This is a genomic window from Burkholderia sp. AU45251, assembly GCF_030482905.1.
In the GTDB taxonomy this organism is placed as follows: Bacteria; Pseudomonadota; Gammaproteobacteria; order Burkholderiales; family Burkholderiaceae; genus Burkholderia; species Burkholderia aenigmatica.
Window position 1 is genome coordinate 193,795 of the sequence record NZ_JAUJQH010000001.1, and the last position, 15,275, is coordinate 209,069.

The window sequence follows — 15,275 nt, forward strand, 5'->3', positions numbered from 1 at the left end:
AACGGGGGATTCAATGCTATTGGGAGAGGAGCGGATCGCATGAGTGATTCGGCGACAAGCAAGAAGGAATTGCAGCGCGTGGCGCATGCGGCGCGGATCGTGTGGTTTCTCGGGCCGCGGCCGGTGAGCTGGAACGGCGTCATGCGATACAGCCTCAAATGTATCGACTTCATTCCGGCCATGGCGGAATTCGACGTGGAGCCAGTCGACATTCCGGCCGCGCCGCGCTCGTTTCGGCGCTACTGGACGCAGTTCGTGCTGTATCCGCTGCGTGCGGTCGCGGCGGCGCGCGCCGGGCACTTCGTGATGCTGTACCAGGAAGACCTGGCCTTCATGATTCCGCTGGTCCGGTGGGCCGGTGGCCGGGTCGGCATCGTGCTGCATCACGTGCCGCATCCGGAGCAGGTGCGCGGCGTCGTCGAGAAGCTGAAGAACGCGTACATGCGGCTCACGCAATCGTTGATCGCGACCGCGGACGTGGTGCTCGTGCCCTCGGACATGACGGCGCAGGAAGCGCGAGCGGACCTTCACATCCGTGCCGACCGGATACAGGTCGTGGGCAGTGCGGTGGACGATAGCTATACGCCGATCGACGCGGCCGTGCGCGAACGGGCGCGAGCGATGCTGCTGGCGCGTTTCGGTATCCACGTCGACGCGGCGCTGGTCGTGCTGAACGTCGGTTCGGACGAAACGCGCAAGAACAATGCGACGCTGTTTCGCGCGCTGGCATCGCTCGGGCGCAAGGACGTGATGGTGTTGCGGGTGGGCAGTGCACAGAACCAGGCCAATCGCGACGAATGCCGGGACATCGCCGCACCGGCGGGAATCGCCGTGCATTTCGCCGAAAACGTGGGAGACGAGGATCTCGGCTACTTCTTCCAGGCATCGGATCTGTACGTGTCGCCGACACTGCACGAAGGCTTCGGCCGCACGGTGCTCGAAGCGCAGCTCGTCGGCCTGCCGGTCGTCGCGTCGGATCTGCCGGTGTACCGCTACACGATGGGCGAGTCGTTCGTGGCCGTTGCCGATGCGATGGATGCGGCCGAATGGGGCCGGCAGATCGAACGCGTCGCGGGCGACCCGTCGCTGCGGGCCGAACTGGTGAGCGCCGGGCGGGCGAACGCCCAGCGCTTTTCATCTCGCGCGGTCAGCGCGCAATTGCACGACGCGCTGGACCGGGCCGTGCTTGAGCGGCCGCGCGCAGGCCGGGCGGAAGCGTGAAAGAGGCGGTGACGCGAACGATTCAGGCCGACGGCCGGGCCGCGGCATTCGCGGGGCTGGCCGTGTCGACCCTGTTCATCCTCGCGCTGGCGATCAATGCGATGCTGCCGGCGCTCGGCGCGATGGAGCCGAGCGCGACCTGTACGTTGCTGGTGGCGGTCGCGGGGCTGGCCGCGCTGGTCGTCGCCCGCCCGGTATTCACCGTGTCGATGCTGTACCCGCTGGTGATCGGATTGACCGCGTTCGTTGCCGGCGTGGGAATCGAATCCGGCGGATTCCTGCGGGAAACGGACATCTTCGGGGTTGCGAACGGCGCGTTCAGCCGGCTGCTGTCGTTCTACGCGATCTTCGTCGTGTGCGCGCTGTACGCGTTCGAGCGGTGCCTGAACGAGCGCGACGTGCACGGGCCGATTCGCGCGCGGATGACGCGTCAGCCGGTCAGCGTCGCGTTCGGGTTGGGGCTGGCCGGCGCGATCCTCGTGACGGGCGCGCTGGCGGGCCTGACGGGTGGCTTCGCGGTGCTGAGCGGCGTCAACCGCTACGCGCTGCGCAACGATGCGTCGAACAGCGCGCTGTTCAACCTGTTCCTGAACAACCAGACGTTCGTCGCCGTACTGCTCGGCACTTTCTGCACAAGTTCGAACCGCGTCGTGCGATGGGTGTCCGTCGTCCTGATCGTCGCCGATCTGGTGCTCGAAGCGCTGCACGGTGAGCAGTTCATGGCCGTACTGCACGTGTGCCTGACGTTTCTGATCCCGTTCATCGCCATTCATGCGATCAACGGCAAGCCGGTGATGCGCTACCTCGGGATCGGCTCGGTCGTCGCGCTCGTCATCGGCAGCGTGTCCGTGTTCTATGCGTACCGGGGACAAGGGCTGGACATCGCGGAGACGGTGGTGTCGCGCTTTCTCGAACAGGGGCAGGCGTGGTACGTCGTGGACGGCGACGCGCATCTGTTCAGCGCACCGACGCTGGGCGGCATGGCGGCGTTCGGGCGCTTCCTGGGTTCGCTGGGCTCGTTCACCGAGCCGACGTTCTTCAGCGGTGCGCCGGTGAGCGGCCTGCGCGACCTGATGCTGTCGTACGGCACGCCCGAGATCCTGAAGGCGTACGTGTTCGACGACGTCACGTTCACGATGGGTAACGTGGCGGTGCCGGTCTACTGGTTCGGCTACGCGGGCGGCGCACTCTTTGTCGCGTTGACGGGGGCGATCTACGGCGCGGCGAGCGCGATCCTGATCCGGATCGCGATGCGCGGCGGGGTCGTGATGCTGTGGCTGTTCGCGAAGATCTTTGCGTACGCGACCTATGCGATCCAGCAAGGCGATTACTGGACGCTGTTCGGTGTGCGCACGCTGTTCTACCTGGCGATCGCGCTGGTCTGGTGGTATTGCATCGATGCACGGCACGCGAACGCCGACGCGAAGCGGATGGGCACGGGGGCATCTTGAACGCGTTCGTCAGGCTTCTGTTTTCGTCGTTCGCGGGCGTGGTATGCGAAAAGATCATCGGGGCGCTCGCGGCGATCGCGAGCAATCACCTGTTCGCGAACATCTACGGCGCGCGACTGTTCGGCGAGCTGCAGTTCGCGTTGTCGCTCGCGTACGTGATCGGCAGCCTTGCGCTGATTTTCGGCGCACAGGTGATCCAGCCGATCCTCGGCAAGCATCCGCGCTTGCGGCACATGGTCGTCTACCGCGCGTTCCGCCTGCGGCTCACGCTGACGCTGGCGGTCATGGTGCTGTTCATGGGCATCGTGGTGATCGTCATGCGGCCGTCGAGCGTGTCGGAACTCACGTTGATCGCGGCCTTTGCACTGATCGTGGAGCCGATCGCGCTCGGTTCGTTGATGGCTTATGCCGAGTCCAGGCCGTGGGTCATCACGCGGGCGAGGGCCTATGCAAGCTGCGTGCGCGTACTGTGGCTGTACATCGCGGCGCACGCGTCGATGGGCGTGGTCGTCGCTGCGTTCGCCTGGCCGCTCGAGGCATGCGTGGCGGCTGCCGCACCGTTCAGCCGCTATCGCGCGCTGGCGTTGAAGTCGCCGAAATCGTTCCGCGGCAGCGCGGCCGTCACGAAAGCGCTGGTCGTGCGCGGGCTGCGGATCTGGCCGGCCATTGCGGCCAGCGTGCTGGTCCTGCGCATGGACCGGCTGCTGCTCGGCGTACTGGTCTCCAAGGCCGATCTCGGCATCTACGCGTCGGCGGCGTCGCTGGTCGAGCAGTGGAACTCGGTCGGCACGACGCTGGCGCTGGCATTGGCGCCGAGCATGGTCTTTGCGGCGCGGACCGAGTCGCTGGTGCGTGCCAAGGCGTTGAAGCTCGGCCTGTATCTCGGCCTCGTCGGCTGTGTCGCGTGGGTCGGCAGCTGGTTCATCGGCCGCCCGGTGTTCCTGACGATTTACGGGCCCGCGTTCGTCGACGGCGTGCCGATCATGATCTACGCGACCGGCTGCTCGATCGCCACGTTCGTCGATGCGGGGCTGAGCACGTGGCTCCTGGCCGTGCGCCGCTACCGGCTCATCGTGGTCAAGCAGGTGCTGATCGTCGCGGCGATCGTCGCCGCACCGTTCGTCATGCCGCGCGCGCTGGTGATGTATGCGCCTTCGACCGGGATTGCCGTCTCGCTCGTCGTGTTCTGGTGCGTCGTGCTCGGCCATCTTTTTCATAACAGGGTGCGTCCATGAACGGCCGGTTTCGCGCTGACACGGGCCCCGTTGCGCCGGCACCCGGCCGGACGCGGGCGCCGCCATCCGCGGACGACGCATGCAAGCAAGAGGGTTTCGGATCGACAGGGAGGTCGCTCGTGACAAGCCGGGTGCTGATGGTGATGACGCGGGACATTCCGCAGGACGTATCGAACGGGCGGGAGCGCACGCTGAGCTTCATCCGGAAGGCGATCGGCGAGCACACGGAAGTGGCCGAATTCAAGATCCGCTCGGTGTTCGAAGACGGCGGTATCCGCGCGAAGATCGGCGCGGTGCTGCGCGTGGGGTGGAGCGTGTTGCGCGGCGCGCCGTGCGCGCTTCAGGTGGCGATGTTTTCGCATCCGCGCAAGCGGGCGGCGCTGCTTCGCGCCATCGACGCATTCAAGCCGGACGTGATCTATTTCGACGGCATCCGGCTCGTGGACTACGCGATCCTGGTTCGGCGCCACGTGCCCGGATGCCGGATCGTCGTGGATTTCGACGACCTGATGTCGCGTCGCGCCGACATCCTGCGCGAGCAGGATTTTCCGCTGTCGGCCGGATATCTGGAGAAGTCGCTACCGGGGCCGTTCGTCAGGCTCGCCAACGCGAAGCTGGTCCGCAACGCGCTCCTGGGCTATGAGGCGTACGCGCTGAAGCGGCAGGAGCGGGCGGCGATCGGGTCGTCGCATGCCGTCACGCTCGTCTCCGTGGCGGACGCGCACGCGTTGCGGCAGTCGCTCACGAACGACGAAGCGGTGAAGGCGCACGTGATCGCGCCGCCGATGAATGCGCTGCGGCCGATGCGGCATCCGGCGGCGCCGTTCCGGTTCGTCTTCATCGGGTCGGACCGGCAGTTGCAGAACCGGCTGGCGATCGAGTACCTGGTGGCGTTGTGGGCACGTGTCGGTCCGGCGACGCCGCTGGTGATCTACGGGCGCATGGCCGGCCGCTACGATCCCGTGCCGAACGTCGAGTTCGCCGGATTCGCGCCGACCCAGGCGGATGTCTATACCGCGTGCTCCATTGCGTTGTGCCCCGCGTTCCTGCGCGGCGGCATCAAGTCGAAGGTGCTGGAAGCCGTGTCGTACGGCTGCGTGCCGGTCGGGAACGAAGCAGCCTTCGAGGGGCTCGGGTTCCACGACGACGCGCTTGCGATGAGCGAAGCGCGGCTCGAGCGGTTCGTCGTCGAGCCGGCCGCGGAGCTGGAGCACGTCGTGGAAGCGGCGACGCGTTTTGCCGCCTATTGCGAGCAGCACTTCAGCATGCCGGTATTCGACGGGCGGTGGCGCGTGCTGATCGCGCCGCCGCCTGACAGCCCGTCGTGACGGGCCCATACAGCGTAGAGGAGGGCATCGATGTCGTGACCTGAACGACTCGCGGACGACCGGCTTCCGGACCTCGCATGTGCAGCGTGGCCGCCGGAAAGGGGAACGTCTTCCGCGAGCGATTTGCCGTCCCGCGGCCGATCGATTCGGCAGTTCGGCCGAAGGACGCCATCACCATTCTTCACCGATACCTAATAGAAAATGAGACCGATCATATTTGGCGGGCGGTTCGGATGGCTGCATCCGGGCAGCGGGACGCGGGGCGTCGTCCTGTGCAACGCTTATGGACACGAATCCGTCTGGAGTCACGGCGGCATGCGGAACCTCGCAGACCGCCTGTCTGACCGAGGGATGCCGGTGCTGCGCTTCGATTATCGCGGCACGGGCGATTCCGAGGGGGCCGATGGCGCGAGCGACCAGTTCGAGACGGCCGTCGACGACGTGTGCGCGGCCATCGCGCGGCTGCGCGACGAAACGGGCGTGACGCAGGTGACGCTGTGTGGCCTGCGGCTGGGCGCGGCATTCGCGTTGGCAGCGGCCGGCCGATGCGACGTCGACCAGCTCGTGTTGCTGGCGCCGGTGGCAAGCGGGCGCAGCTACGTGCGCGAGCTGTCGATCATGCGCAATATCTGGCTCGACCAACTGCCGGCACGGTTGCGGGAGGCGCAGCCGAAGGACGCGCCGTTCAACGTGCTCGGGCAGGTCTACAGTCCGGCGTTCCGCGCACGGCTCAATGCGTTCGACGCGGTCGACGCATTGAAGGACAGCCCAGGCGCGCCGGCGTCGGGCACGCTGATCGTCGACGTGAATGCCGGTGGCAGCGAATCGCTGCACCAGCGGCTCGAAGGGTTGGGCGGCAGGGTCGAGCGCCGTTCCTTCGAAGGCTATGCCGCGTTCATGCAGGAGACGACGTTCTCGAGCCTGCCCACGCGTGTGCTCGACGCGGTGGTCGACTGGGTTGCGGCCGCGACGGTCCGACAGGCACCGCCGCCACGTGCCGTATCGAACGCGGGCCAGGATGCCGACCTGATGCTCCGCACGCCGGAGGCCTGCGAACAGCCGGTCAGGTTCGGCATGGCCGGCCTGTTCGGCATCCTGTGCATGCCGCATGCGATGCACGACCGTGGGCCGGTTCTGCTGATCACGAACACGTCGGCCAGCGCGCATGTCGGCGATAGCCGGCTGTCGGTGCGGATCGCGCGGGAGCTGGCGCGGCGCGGCATCGCGTCGCTGCGCTTCGACGGCCGCGGGATCGGCGACAGTTCATCGGGACGCGACGGCACGCTGGACGACGTGCGTCAGCCGGTCTATTCGAGCGCGGTCGTCGAGGACGTCTCGACGGCAGCCCACTGGCTGAAGGAGCAAGGGTATCGACATGTCGTGTCCTTCGGCATCTGCTCGGGTGCATACAGTGCATTGCGCGCGGCGCTCGTGGGGCGGGCGCTGTCCGGCGTCATCTCGGTGAACCTGCAGAGCTTCCACATGCCCGACGGCCTGTCGTCCGACGCGTTGCGCCAGCATCGCCCCAACTCGATGGCCGGTTACCGCTCGTCGTTCTTCGAGCTCCAGAAATGGAAACAGGTGCTGACCGGCAAGCGCCGGATCATGCCGTTCGTCCGGCTCGTGCTGAAGCGCGTGACGACGCGCGCGGCCGTCACGATCGGCGCATGGCGGCGCCGGATTGCCGGATGGTCGTGCACGGAGACGATGCCGGTCGATCCGCACGACATCCTGCGCACGCTGCAGCGCAAGGAGGTGAGCACGCTGTTCGTGTGCGGCGCATACGACACCAGCCTGGACCTGATGACGACGTACTTCGGCCCGCGCGGCAAGCGGCTGTCCCGGTTTTCGGGCGCGCGCGCCGTTGTGCTCGACGATCTCGATCACAGCGTCTTCAGCTCGCATGCGGCCGACGCGGTGGTTGGACTGTGCAGCGAGTTCGTCAAGGGGCTCGATGCGCGTCGCGCACCGGCAGGGCGGATCGTCAAGGCGGAATCGCCCGCGTGATTCGGGCCGGCGGAGGCTGTGTCAGATGTCGCACAGTCGGTGAACCGGTACGTTGATAGAGTCACTCGACTGTCTTCGACGACACGGCCCGGCCTCCGCGCGACCCTGACGATGAATCCCGCCAGCCCCGGACGTCTGGACCGTATCGGCGCAATGCGCGTCGTCGCGGTCCTGCCCGTCATCCGGACGCACCACGCCGGGCGATTCGTGTCGCTGGCGGACGCTCGGCAGTGGCACGACACGCGGCAGCGTGCCGTCAATGTCGGACGAATCGGCGTCGTGGTCATTGATGGACTGTACGGAGTGGAGAGGATGCTGGCGAGTGCAAAGGTGCCTGATGGCTGCGGCGGTGTGCCGCGATATCGGATTGTTCAACATACGCTCCGGATACCGAATTGAACGTTTTCCCGTCGACCGGCTCGCGCGCGGAAGCCACGCGCGTTGTCGTCATCAACGACTACGCGGGACGCAAGGGGGGCGCGGAGGAGGTCTACCAGGCTTCCATCGAGGTGCTGCGAAACATTCCAGGCGTCGACGTGTACTCGTTCGACGACACGAATTTCCCGCCGGGCGAAGGCACGCTCGTGCGTAGCTGGAACCGCGCCGCGTCGAGCGCGCTGGCGGCGCTGCTGGACGAGGTGCGCCCGCATCGCGTGCTCGTGCACAACTACCACAACCTGCTGACGCAATCGATCCTGCCGGTACTCGCGCGGCGCCGCCGCGAACAGGGATTCCGCACGTATCTCACGTGCCACGACTACCATCTGGTCTTCTACAACCCGAACATGCTGACCTATCGCGACGGCCGCCCGGTACCCGTTCCGGTCGAGGCGCTGTCGGGTCCGGCGCGGCTGTTCGGGCTGGCGAGCACGAAGGGCCGCCTCTACGACGCGATGAAGAAGCTGCACTGGCATGCGGTGTACGCGTATTGCGATCCGCGCGACGTATTCGACCTGTTCCTGTGTCCGAGTCCGTATATGCGCACGGTACTGGCGCGGCGAGGCATCACGAAAAGCGCGTTGCTGCCGAATCCGGTGAGCCAGTTCGCAGAGCCTTTCCCGCCGCGCGTGTGTGCGCGCGAGCAGTTCGATCTCGCCTATGTGGGGCGGCTCGCCCCGGAGAAGGGCATTCACGAATTCATCGAACTGGCGCGCCGGACGGATTTCCGTCGTATCGGCAGCCTGACGCTGTACGGCGACGGGTTGCTGCGCGCGGAACTCGAAGCACGCCACCAGGATCTGGTCCAGGCCGAACGGTTGCGCTTTGCCGGGCGGCTGGGTCACGACGCGCTGTTCCATGCACTGCGCGCACACGACGCGCTGGTTTTACCGTCCGTCTGGGCAGAAAACGCGCCGCTCGTCATGGTCGAGGCGGCGACGCTGGGGTTGCCGGTACTCGCGCACGAAATCGGCAGCCTGTCGACGTTCGGCAGCGAGATCGGCAACAAGATCCTGTACCGGAATTCGCCGGCCGCCCTGACGGGTGCGCTCGACGAACTGGACCGTCACCTGCGTACCGCCGATCGGCACTACGACTGTTCGGCCTATACGCCGGCGCACTACGCGGCGCAGCTTGCGTCGTGGATGGGGCTCGGCGGGCAGCAGAGAGACTAGGGCGTGAACAGGCCCTGGCGCGCGGCGCGGATGCGTCGCCGGACACGACCGGCCGCGAGGCTCACTGAAGAGGAATGTCATGCGGGCACATCGACGCATCGTGGCGGTCGCGCTTGGCGCACTCGCGTTGTCGGCCGGTCACGGCTACTGCCATGACGGTGAGCGGGTGGCGGCGCTCGCGCCGGCCAATACGTCCGCCAGCCGCGAATTCAAGGGGTCGTCGAACGGGCTCCTCGCCGGAACGTCATCGATATCGAAAGTCGACGTGCATACGTTGCTGTACCCGGGCAGTACGACGCAGGTGCTGGCCCATTACCTGCCGTGGTGGGGGCCCGACCCGCGCGGCCTGAACGTCGGCTATCGATCCGACGACCCCCGCCAGGCCTTTCGTACCTTCGCGGACATGCGCTCGCGCGGCATCGACGGCGTGATCGTCGACTGGTACGGCCAAGGAAATTTCGTCGACACGGCATGGCGGGCGTCCATGCCTGAACTGGCGAAGTTTCCCGGGATGACGTTCTCGATCATGATCGACAGCGGCTCCTTCAAGTTCAATGCATGTCGCGGCTGCGATGTGACTGCGACGATCCTGAACAACCTGGCCTACATCAGCCGCGAATATTTCACGTCGGACCAGTATCTGCGCTACGAAGGCCATCCGGTCGTATCCGAGTTCGGGATGGACACACTCGAGCCGGCCGACTGGGCACGCATTCACGCGGCGTATCCCGACATCTACTGGCTCCACACGCTGGTGCAAGGCTTCGATTTTCCGTACAGCAAGGGCGCGTATGTCTGGACGCAGCCGGTGTCGCGGACCATGCCGCAGGCAGCTGGCACGCGGTTCGACCTGCAGTATCGCGAGCGCTTCTACAACGTCGCGCGGAACCAGCCGCCAGGGACGATCACGGTCGGCGGCGTATGGAGCGCGTTCGACGATACGAAGGCGCCGTGGGGCGCCGCGGCGCCACGCTTTCTCGCGCCATCGTGCGGCCGGACCTGGCTCGAAACGTTCAAGAGCATCAACGAGCGCTACAGCGCGCGGCAGCAGTTGCCGTTCGTCCAGTTGATTACGTGGAACGATTATGAGGAGGGGAGCGCGCTCGAAACCGGCATTGCCAGTTGTACCGCGATCGACGCACAGCCGGTGGGCGCAAGTGTGGCAGTGCGGATCACCCATCAGGAAACCGTCGACCATCTCGAGTTGTACGAGCAGCTCGGCGCTGCGTCGTTCAGGCTGGCCGGCCGCTATCCGGCCAACACGACGAGCATGCCGCTTCCGGACGGACGGGCGGGCACCTATTTCATCAAGGCGGTCGGCAAGCCGTTCATCGAGAACGTCGTGTCGGCGGCCATCGTCGTGCGCTGACGCGCGCGGGCGACAGCGGCGCGATCATCGCGCATCGTTCGCCGTCGGCAGGGCACGCGCGGCAGGCTTTGACGCATCCGGTTCCTGCGGTCCGCAGGTCGGCCGGCCAACCTGATCGTCGAACCGGACGATATCGTCGTCGCCGAGATAGTCGCCCGATTGCACCTCGATGATTTCGAGCGGAATCCGGCCGGGATTTTCGAGGCGATGCAGTTCGCCGGCCGCGATGTACGTCGACTCGTTCTCGCAGAGCAGGAACGTGTCATCGCCACGTGTCACCTTCGCCGTGCCGCGCACGACGATCCAGTGCTCCGTGCGGTGATGGTGCAACTGCAGCGACAGCCGCTTGCCGGGCTCGACGACGATCCGCTTTACCTGGAAGCGTTCGCCGAGATCGATCGAATCGTAGTGTCCCCACGGTCGCTGCACCTTGCGGTGCTCGCTCGCCTGCGGGCGCCGTTCGGTCTTCAGCCGCGCGACGATGTTCTTCACGCGCTGCACGTCGTGCTTGTTCGCGACCAGCACGGCATCGGGCGTCTCGATCACGACGACGTCCTTCATGCCGACGCACGCGATCAGGCGGCCCTCCGAGCGCACGAGGCTGTCCTGCGTGTCCTCGAACACGATCGGCCCGCGCGCGACGTTGCCGTGATCGTCCTTCGGCATGATCTCCCAGATCGCATCCCAGGTGCCGACATCCGACCAGCCGGCCGCGAGCGGTACCACGATGCCTTCGATGCCGAGTTCGCGGTGTTCCGCGAGCCGTTCCATGACCGCATAGTCGATCGAGTCCGACGGACACGCGTCGAAGGCCGCCGCGTCGATCCTGAAGAACGGATCCTCGGCGATGCCCGCACGCCATGCGGCTTCGCAGGCCGCATGGATGTCGGGCGCGAGCGTGCCGATCGCCCGCAGCCAGACCGACGCACGCGTGACGTAAATCCCGCTGTTCCACCAGTAGTCGCCCGATTGCAGGTAGCGCTCGGCCAGCGCCGCGTCGGGCTTTTCGACGAAGCGCCCGATCGCGTAGCCACCCTGGCCGCCGTGGCGGCCCGCGCGCGGCTCGCCGACCTGGATGTAGCCGTAGCCGGTTTCCGCGCGCCGCGGCAGCACGCCCAGCGTGACGATTGCGCCTTCCTGCGCGTAGCGCGCCGCGCGTGCGATCGCGTCCTGGAATGCGCCGACGTCGGCGATCACGTGGTCGGCCGGCATGACCGCGAGCACGGGATCGTCCGCGAGCTGGCTCGCGTCGAGTGCCGCCAGCGTGAGCGCGGGCGCGGTGTTGCGTGCGGCCGGTTCGAGCAGGATGCGGGCGGGCGCCGCGCGGCCGAGCACCTGTGCGGCACTCATGACGCGATGCTGTTCGCCGCAGACCAGCAGCAGCGTGTCGCCGAGCGACGCATTCGCGATGCCGTTCAGGCGGCGCGCCGTCGTCGACAACGGCGATTCGTTCGAGACCAGCTCGATCAACTGCTTCGGATACTGCTCGCGCGACAGCGGCCACAGTCGCGTGCCCGAGCCGCCTGCGAGAATCACGGGCAGGATGTGCGGCAGGTCGGGTTCGGGAACCGGGCGAAGGGTGCGGGTCATCGATTGGCTCCAGTGTCGGCGGGCAGCCGGGTGTGTGCATGGCTGTCGGTCCGCGCATCGTCGTTGCGCGACCGGTGCGCCGAAACGGTCCGGGTGAGCAGGTTGCGCAGCGCGCCTGCGGCGCGGTCGGTCGGCCGGACCAGGCCGATGAATGGCGTGCCCTGTTCGAGATACGGGCCGTAGGCCTTGCGGAATCCGAAACGTTTGTAGAACGCCTGGCGCGGCGCCGGCACGTGCGTGCGCACCGCGGTGTCGGGCCACGCAGCCTGCGCGGCGGTGAGGGCACGCTCGATCAGCCGCTCGAGCGTATCGTCGTCGCGACGGCTCTCGCTCGTCAGTACCTTGTCGATCACGACGTCCGGATCGATGTCGTCGCCGGGCAGGATGCGTGCGTAGGCCGCGACTTCCATCGTGTCGCCGTCGCGCACGCTCGCATAGACATGCAGCGCGCCCGCGTCCTTGCCGTCGATGTCGAGATGCGTGTGCGCGTCCTCGACCACCAGCACGGCGTTGCGCGCGCGCAGGATTGCATAGAGATCGACGGCGCCCAGATGTTCGAATTCACAACAATGCCATTCCATGATGCTGTCCTCGCGTGATGCCTTCGGCACGTCGCGCCGCACGGACGCGATCGTTCCGTGCGGCGCGGCGATCCTCATCATCCGGGTGCGCCGTGCGTCGGTCTGTTCGAAAGCGTACTCACGATCCGGATTCGCACGGCAGGCGTGGCACGCGCAGCCGCGGCTTGCCGCGCGAGCGTCGCTAAGTGCGGTAGCACACACCGCGGCAGCCGGTGCCTTTCCATAATGGCCTCGATCCTGGTGGCCCGCCTCGATGCGTGGCCAGTCAACATCGCATGTCAATAAAGAACCGGGGGCAGGACTTGAAGATTGCGAGCGATCACGACGGGCCGGTCGTGCGTGGCGGTACCGGGCACATACTCACGCACGCGGTCGGCAGCCTCGCGCAGGCCGACCCGGTGCCGCCTCGTCGAATTTCTTCAGGATCGTGCGTGCCCGTGTGGCACACACGTCCTTCATCCGCATGCCGTTGTCTGACCGCATGCGTTACCGCAGCGATCTGCTGTGGGTGCTGCTGGCAGTCGCGCGGTGCGGCCTGGCCAATTGCAACCAGGTGCTGGCCACATTCGCGCCGACGGCGTGCAACGCACCGTCGCGGTGGGCCTATGCGTGGCGCGTCGAACCGTCATGCTGCACTGCGGGAGATCGGTGTCGGCACAACCGGTTTCACGCGTGGCCGCGACGATGCGCCGGAGGACGACCGGCGCGAGCGACATGCGCTTCTCCGCGCGTCGGCGCCGCGAAATTCGATGCGCGATGGGGGGCGGTTGATTACGGCGTGTAACGGTCGACCGGGGGATGAGCGAGCCGTGCGCCATCGCGATACGATGCGGCCGTCCGGCGGCGCGCGCGATTATGCGGTGAGTGGAGCGCGGTGCCGGCCTTTCCTGGGGATTTCGATGGAAATCACGGGCAATCGGCCACCCCCATTTTGCGGAAAAGTAGTATTTGCCACTGATTGACTGGAATGCTCATAGATAATCAAATCTCAGTGGTCAAACGCGTGTAGTGCGGGGCGACCAGTCGCGTAACCGGTTGATTCAGGTTTATCTTTTGGTAACAAGACCATCTCCAAACGGGGTGTAAATTCAGAAGCGGATGGGATGCGGCGGTCATTCCGGCAGCGGGTTGGCAGCCATTCGGTTCAGCATCGGGCGCACCTGTCGTGTACGACGTGACGCACATGCCGACGGCATTCCCGTCTGCCGACGCGCTCCGCCTGGATGGCGGGTCGCCTCAAAGCGGGGACGTCGTGGCTGCCGCAGCCGCGCGTTCCCTTCGAGTTCGATGACAACGAGGCCGGATGACATCCGGCTCGACCTCCGGGGGCTCTCGCCGTGTGCAGTTTCGATCTTCGCCAAAGCTGCGGAAACGCAGCGCGGAAAGGCGGCCATGCGCCGCCGGCCGCAGCGCACGCGAACGGTTCGCGGAGTGGAGAAAGTGATGGTTCGCTATGAATATGCCAATAACGCGCGATAAGAGCGCCGGCGCGGGGAGTGGTAACGGGCAGCGTCCGCTGATTTACTGGACGCAGTCGCCGTCCGTCATGCTGCGAAAGGAACTGGCGCGACGCGACTGGAAAGTGTCGATCGTCGCGCAGGCGAGCGACCTGCGCGAAACGTCCGGCGAAATCACCTGCGGCATCCTCGACCTCAGCGGCGGCCATGCCGACGCGATCGGCAGCATCGCGTCGACCTGCGCGTCGATGCGCGACGTCGTCTGGGTCGCACTCGTCGACGCCGGTCAGACCGCTTCGCCGAACGTGCGCGCGCTGTTGCGCGACTATTGCTTCGATTACGTCACGTTGCCCGCATCGCACCAGCGGATCGCCGATACGGTCGGCCATGCATACGGGATGGAGTGCCTGTTCGCGCGCGACCGGGAACGTCTCGAATCGGAGGAGAAAGGTATCGTCGGCACCTGCAGCGCGATGCTGCGGCTGTTCGACACGGTGCGGCGCTTCGCACGCACGGATGCACCGGTGTTCGTGTTCGGCGAAACGGGCACCGGCAAGGAGTTGACGGCCGTCGCGATCCATCGCCATTCGGAGCGCCGCAACGGCCCGTTCGTTGCGGTCAACTGCGGGGCCATTCCGCCGCATCTGCTGCAGTCCGAACTGTTCGGCTATGAGCGCGGCGCGTTTACCGGCGCGAACGCGCGCAAGATCGGCTATGTCGAAGCGGCAAACGGCGGCACGCTGCTGCTCGACGAGATTGGCGACCTGCCGCACGAGAGCCAGGCGAGCCTGCTGCGTTTTCTGCAGGAGCGCGCGATTCATCGCCTGGGCGGCAGCGATCCGGTGCCGGTCGATGTCCGGATCGTATCGGCGACGCACGTCGACCTGCGCGGTGCAATGGAGGAAGGACGCTTTCGGCCGGACCTGTTCCATCGTCTGTGCGTGATGCGTATCGACCAGCCGCCGCTGCGCGCGCGTGGCAAGGACATCGAACTGCTCGCGCATCACATGCTCGAGCGCTTTCGCGGCGATGCGCGCCATCGCGTGCGCGGCTTCTCGACGGATGCGATCACGGCGCTCTACAAGCACGACTGGCCCGGCAATGTCCGCGAGCTGATCAACCGCGTGCGCCGCGCGGTCGTGATGACGGAAGGGCGCCTGATTACCGCGCAGGATCTCGAACTCGAATACTGTCTCGATGCCGCGTCACCGTCGGTGGCCGACATCCGCAAGTCGATCGAGCGCGAGGCGATCGAAACCGCACTGCTGCGCACGCGCGGGCGCGTCGCGGCTTCGGCACGCGAGCTCGGCGTGTCGCGTGCGACGCTGTATCGCTGGATGGAGGCTTACGGAATCGAGCGGCCGCGCGGGACGGGCTCGTCCGACTGAGATTCGACCGGGGCGCTCGCGGCTTTCGGCAGCCG

General features: G+C 66.5%; 11 protein-coding genes. 9 read left to right on the forward strand and 2 right to left on the reverse strand.

Annotation, left to right across the window (positions count from 1 at the left end; genetic code table 11):
• The first annotated feature begins 39 nt into the window (after positions 1-39).
• From QZM67_RS00860 to QZM67_RS00895, 8 genes are all read left to right on the forward strand, one after another.
• Positions 40-1,221, forward strand: a complete 1,182-nt coding sequence (locus QZM67_RS00860) for a glycosyltransferase (RefSeq protein WP_301800285.1) — start codon at positions 40-42, stop codon at positions 1,219-1,221.
• Between the two features lie 20 nt (positions 1,222-1,241).
• Entirely contained in the window at positions 1,242-2,672 is a 1,431-nt protein-coding gene (locus tag QZM67_RS00865; protein WP_301801388.1) for a DUF6418 domain-containing protein, read from the forward strand.
• Entirely contained in the window at positions 2,669-3,907 is a 1,239-nt protein-coding gene (locus QZM67_RS00870; protein WP_175022202.1) for a hypothetical protein, read from the forward strand. Before QZM67_RS00865 ends, QZM67_RS00870 begins: the two co-directional genes overlap by 4 nt.
• A gap of 119 nt (positions 3,908-4,026) precedes the next feature.
• Positions 4,027-5,235: a glycosyltransferase gene (locus QZM67_RS00875; RefSeq protein ID WP_175022201.1), complete on the forward strand. Its 1,209-nt coding sequence runs from the start codon at positions 4,027-4,029 to the stop codon at positions 5,233-5,235.
• 201 nt (positions 5,236-5,436) lie between these two features.
• The gene (locus QZM67_RS00880) at positions 5,437-7,242 is read left to right on the forward strand and encodes an alpha/beta fold hydrolase (RefSeq protein ID WP_301800286.1); all 1,806 of its coding nucleotides are present in this window, start codon (positions 5,437-5,439) and stop codon (positions 7,240-7,242) included.
• Positions 7,243-7,353: 111 nt separating this feature from the next.
• Complete coding sequence (locus QZM67_RS00885) at positions 7,354-7,641, forward strand: hypothetical protein (RefSeq protein ID WP_301800287.1); 288 nt, start codon at positions 7,354-7,356, stop codon at positions 7,639-7,641.
• Positions 7,638-8,855, forward strand: a complete 1,218-nt coding sequence (locus QZM67_RS00890; protein ID WP_301800288.1) for a glycosyltransferase — start codon at positions 7,638-7,640, stop codon at positions 8,853-8,855. Before QZM67_RS00885 ends, QZM67_RS00890 begins: the two co-directional genes overlap by 4 nt.
• Before the next feature lie 79 nt (positions 8,856-8,934).
• Complete coding sequence (locus QZM67_RS00895) at positions 8,935-10,224, forward strand: hypothetical protein (protein ID WP_301800289.1); 1,290 nt, start codon at positions 8,935-8,937, stop codon at positions 10,222-10,224.
• A 24-nt stretch (positions 10,225-10,248) separates the two neighbouring features.
• Here QZM67_RS00895 and QZM67_RS00900 read toward each other — a convergent pair whose 3' ends face one another.
• Both QZM67_RS00900 and QZM67_RS00905 read right to left on the reverse strand, forming a co-directional pair.
• Positions 10,249-11,814 (reverse strand): mannose-1-phosphate guanylyltransferase/mannose-6-phosphate isomerase, encoded by a 1,566-nt coding sequence (locus tag QZM67_RS00900; RefSeq protein WP_301800290.1) that lies wholly within the window; start codon positions 11,812-11,814, stop codon positions 10,249-10,251.
• Entirely contained in the window at positions 11,811-12,395 is a 585-nt protein-coding gene (locus tag QZM67_RS00905) for a drug:proton antiporter (RefSeq protein WP_301801389.1), read from the reverse strand. The genes QZM67_RS00900 and QZM67_RS00905 overlap by 4 nt, the downstream gene beginning before the upstream one ends.
• A 1,453-nt stretch (positions 12,396-13,848) precedes the next feature.
• Here QZM67_RS00905 and QZM67_RS00910 point away from each other — a divergent pair.
• Positions 13,849-15,240, forward strand: coding sequence for a sigma-54 dependent transcriptional regulator (locus tag QZM67_RS00910; protein ID WP_043183473.1), 1,392 nt, complete (start codon positions 13,849-13,851; stop codon positions 15,238-15,240).
• The last annotated feature ends 35 nt before the right edge of the window (positions 15,241-15,275 follow it).

Excerpts from the sequence above, each read along its gene's own strand:
- QZM67_RS00860 (WP_301800285.1), top strand. The coding sequence starts at position 40 with ATGAGTGATTCGGCGACAAGCAAGAAGGAATTGCAGCGCGTGGCGCAT.
- QZM67_RS00880 (WP_301800286.1), top strand. The coding sequence starts at position 5,437 with ATGAGACCGATCATATTTGGCGGGCGGTTCGGATGGCTGCATCCGGGC.
- QZM67_RS00895 (WP_301800289.1), top strand. The coding sequence starts at position 8,935 with ATGCGGGCACATCGACGCATCGTGGCGGTCGCGCTTGGCGCACTCGCG.
- QZM67_RS00885 (WP_301800287.1), top strand. The coding sequence starts at position 7,354 with ATGAATCCCGCCAGCCCCGGACGTCTGGACCGTATCGGCGCAATGCGC.
- QZM67_RS00910 (WP_043183473.1), top strand. The coding sequence starts at position 13,849 with ATGAATATGCCAATAACGCGCGATAAGAGCGCCGGCGCGGGGAGTGGT.
- QZM67_RS00900 (WP_301800290.1), bottom strand. The coding sequence starts at position 11,814 with ATGACCCGCACCCTTCGCCCGGTTCCCGAACCCGACCTGCCGCACATC.
- QZM67_RS00905 (WP_301801389.1), bottom strand. The coding sequence starts at position 12,395 with ATGGAATGGCATTGTTGTGAATTCGAACATCTGGGCGCCGTCGATCTC.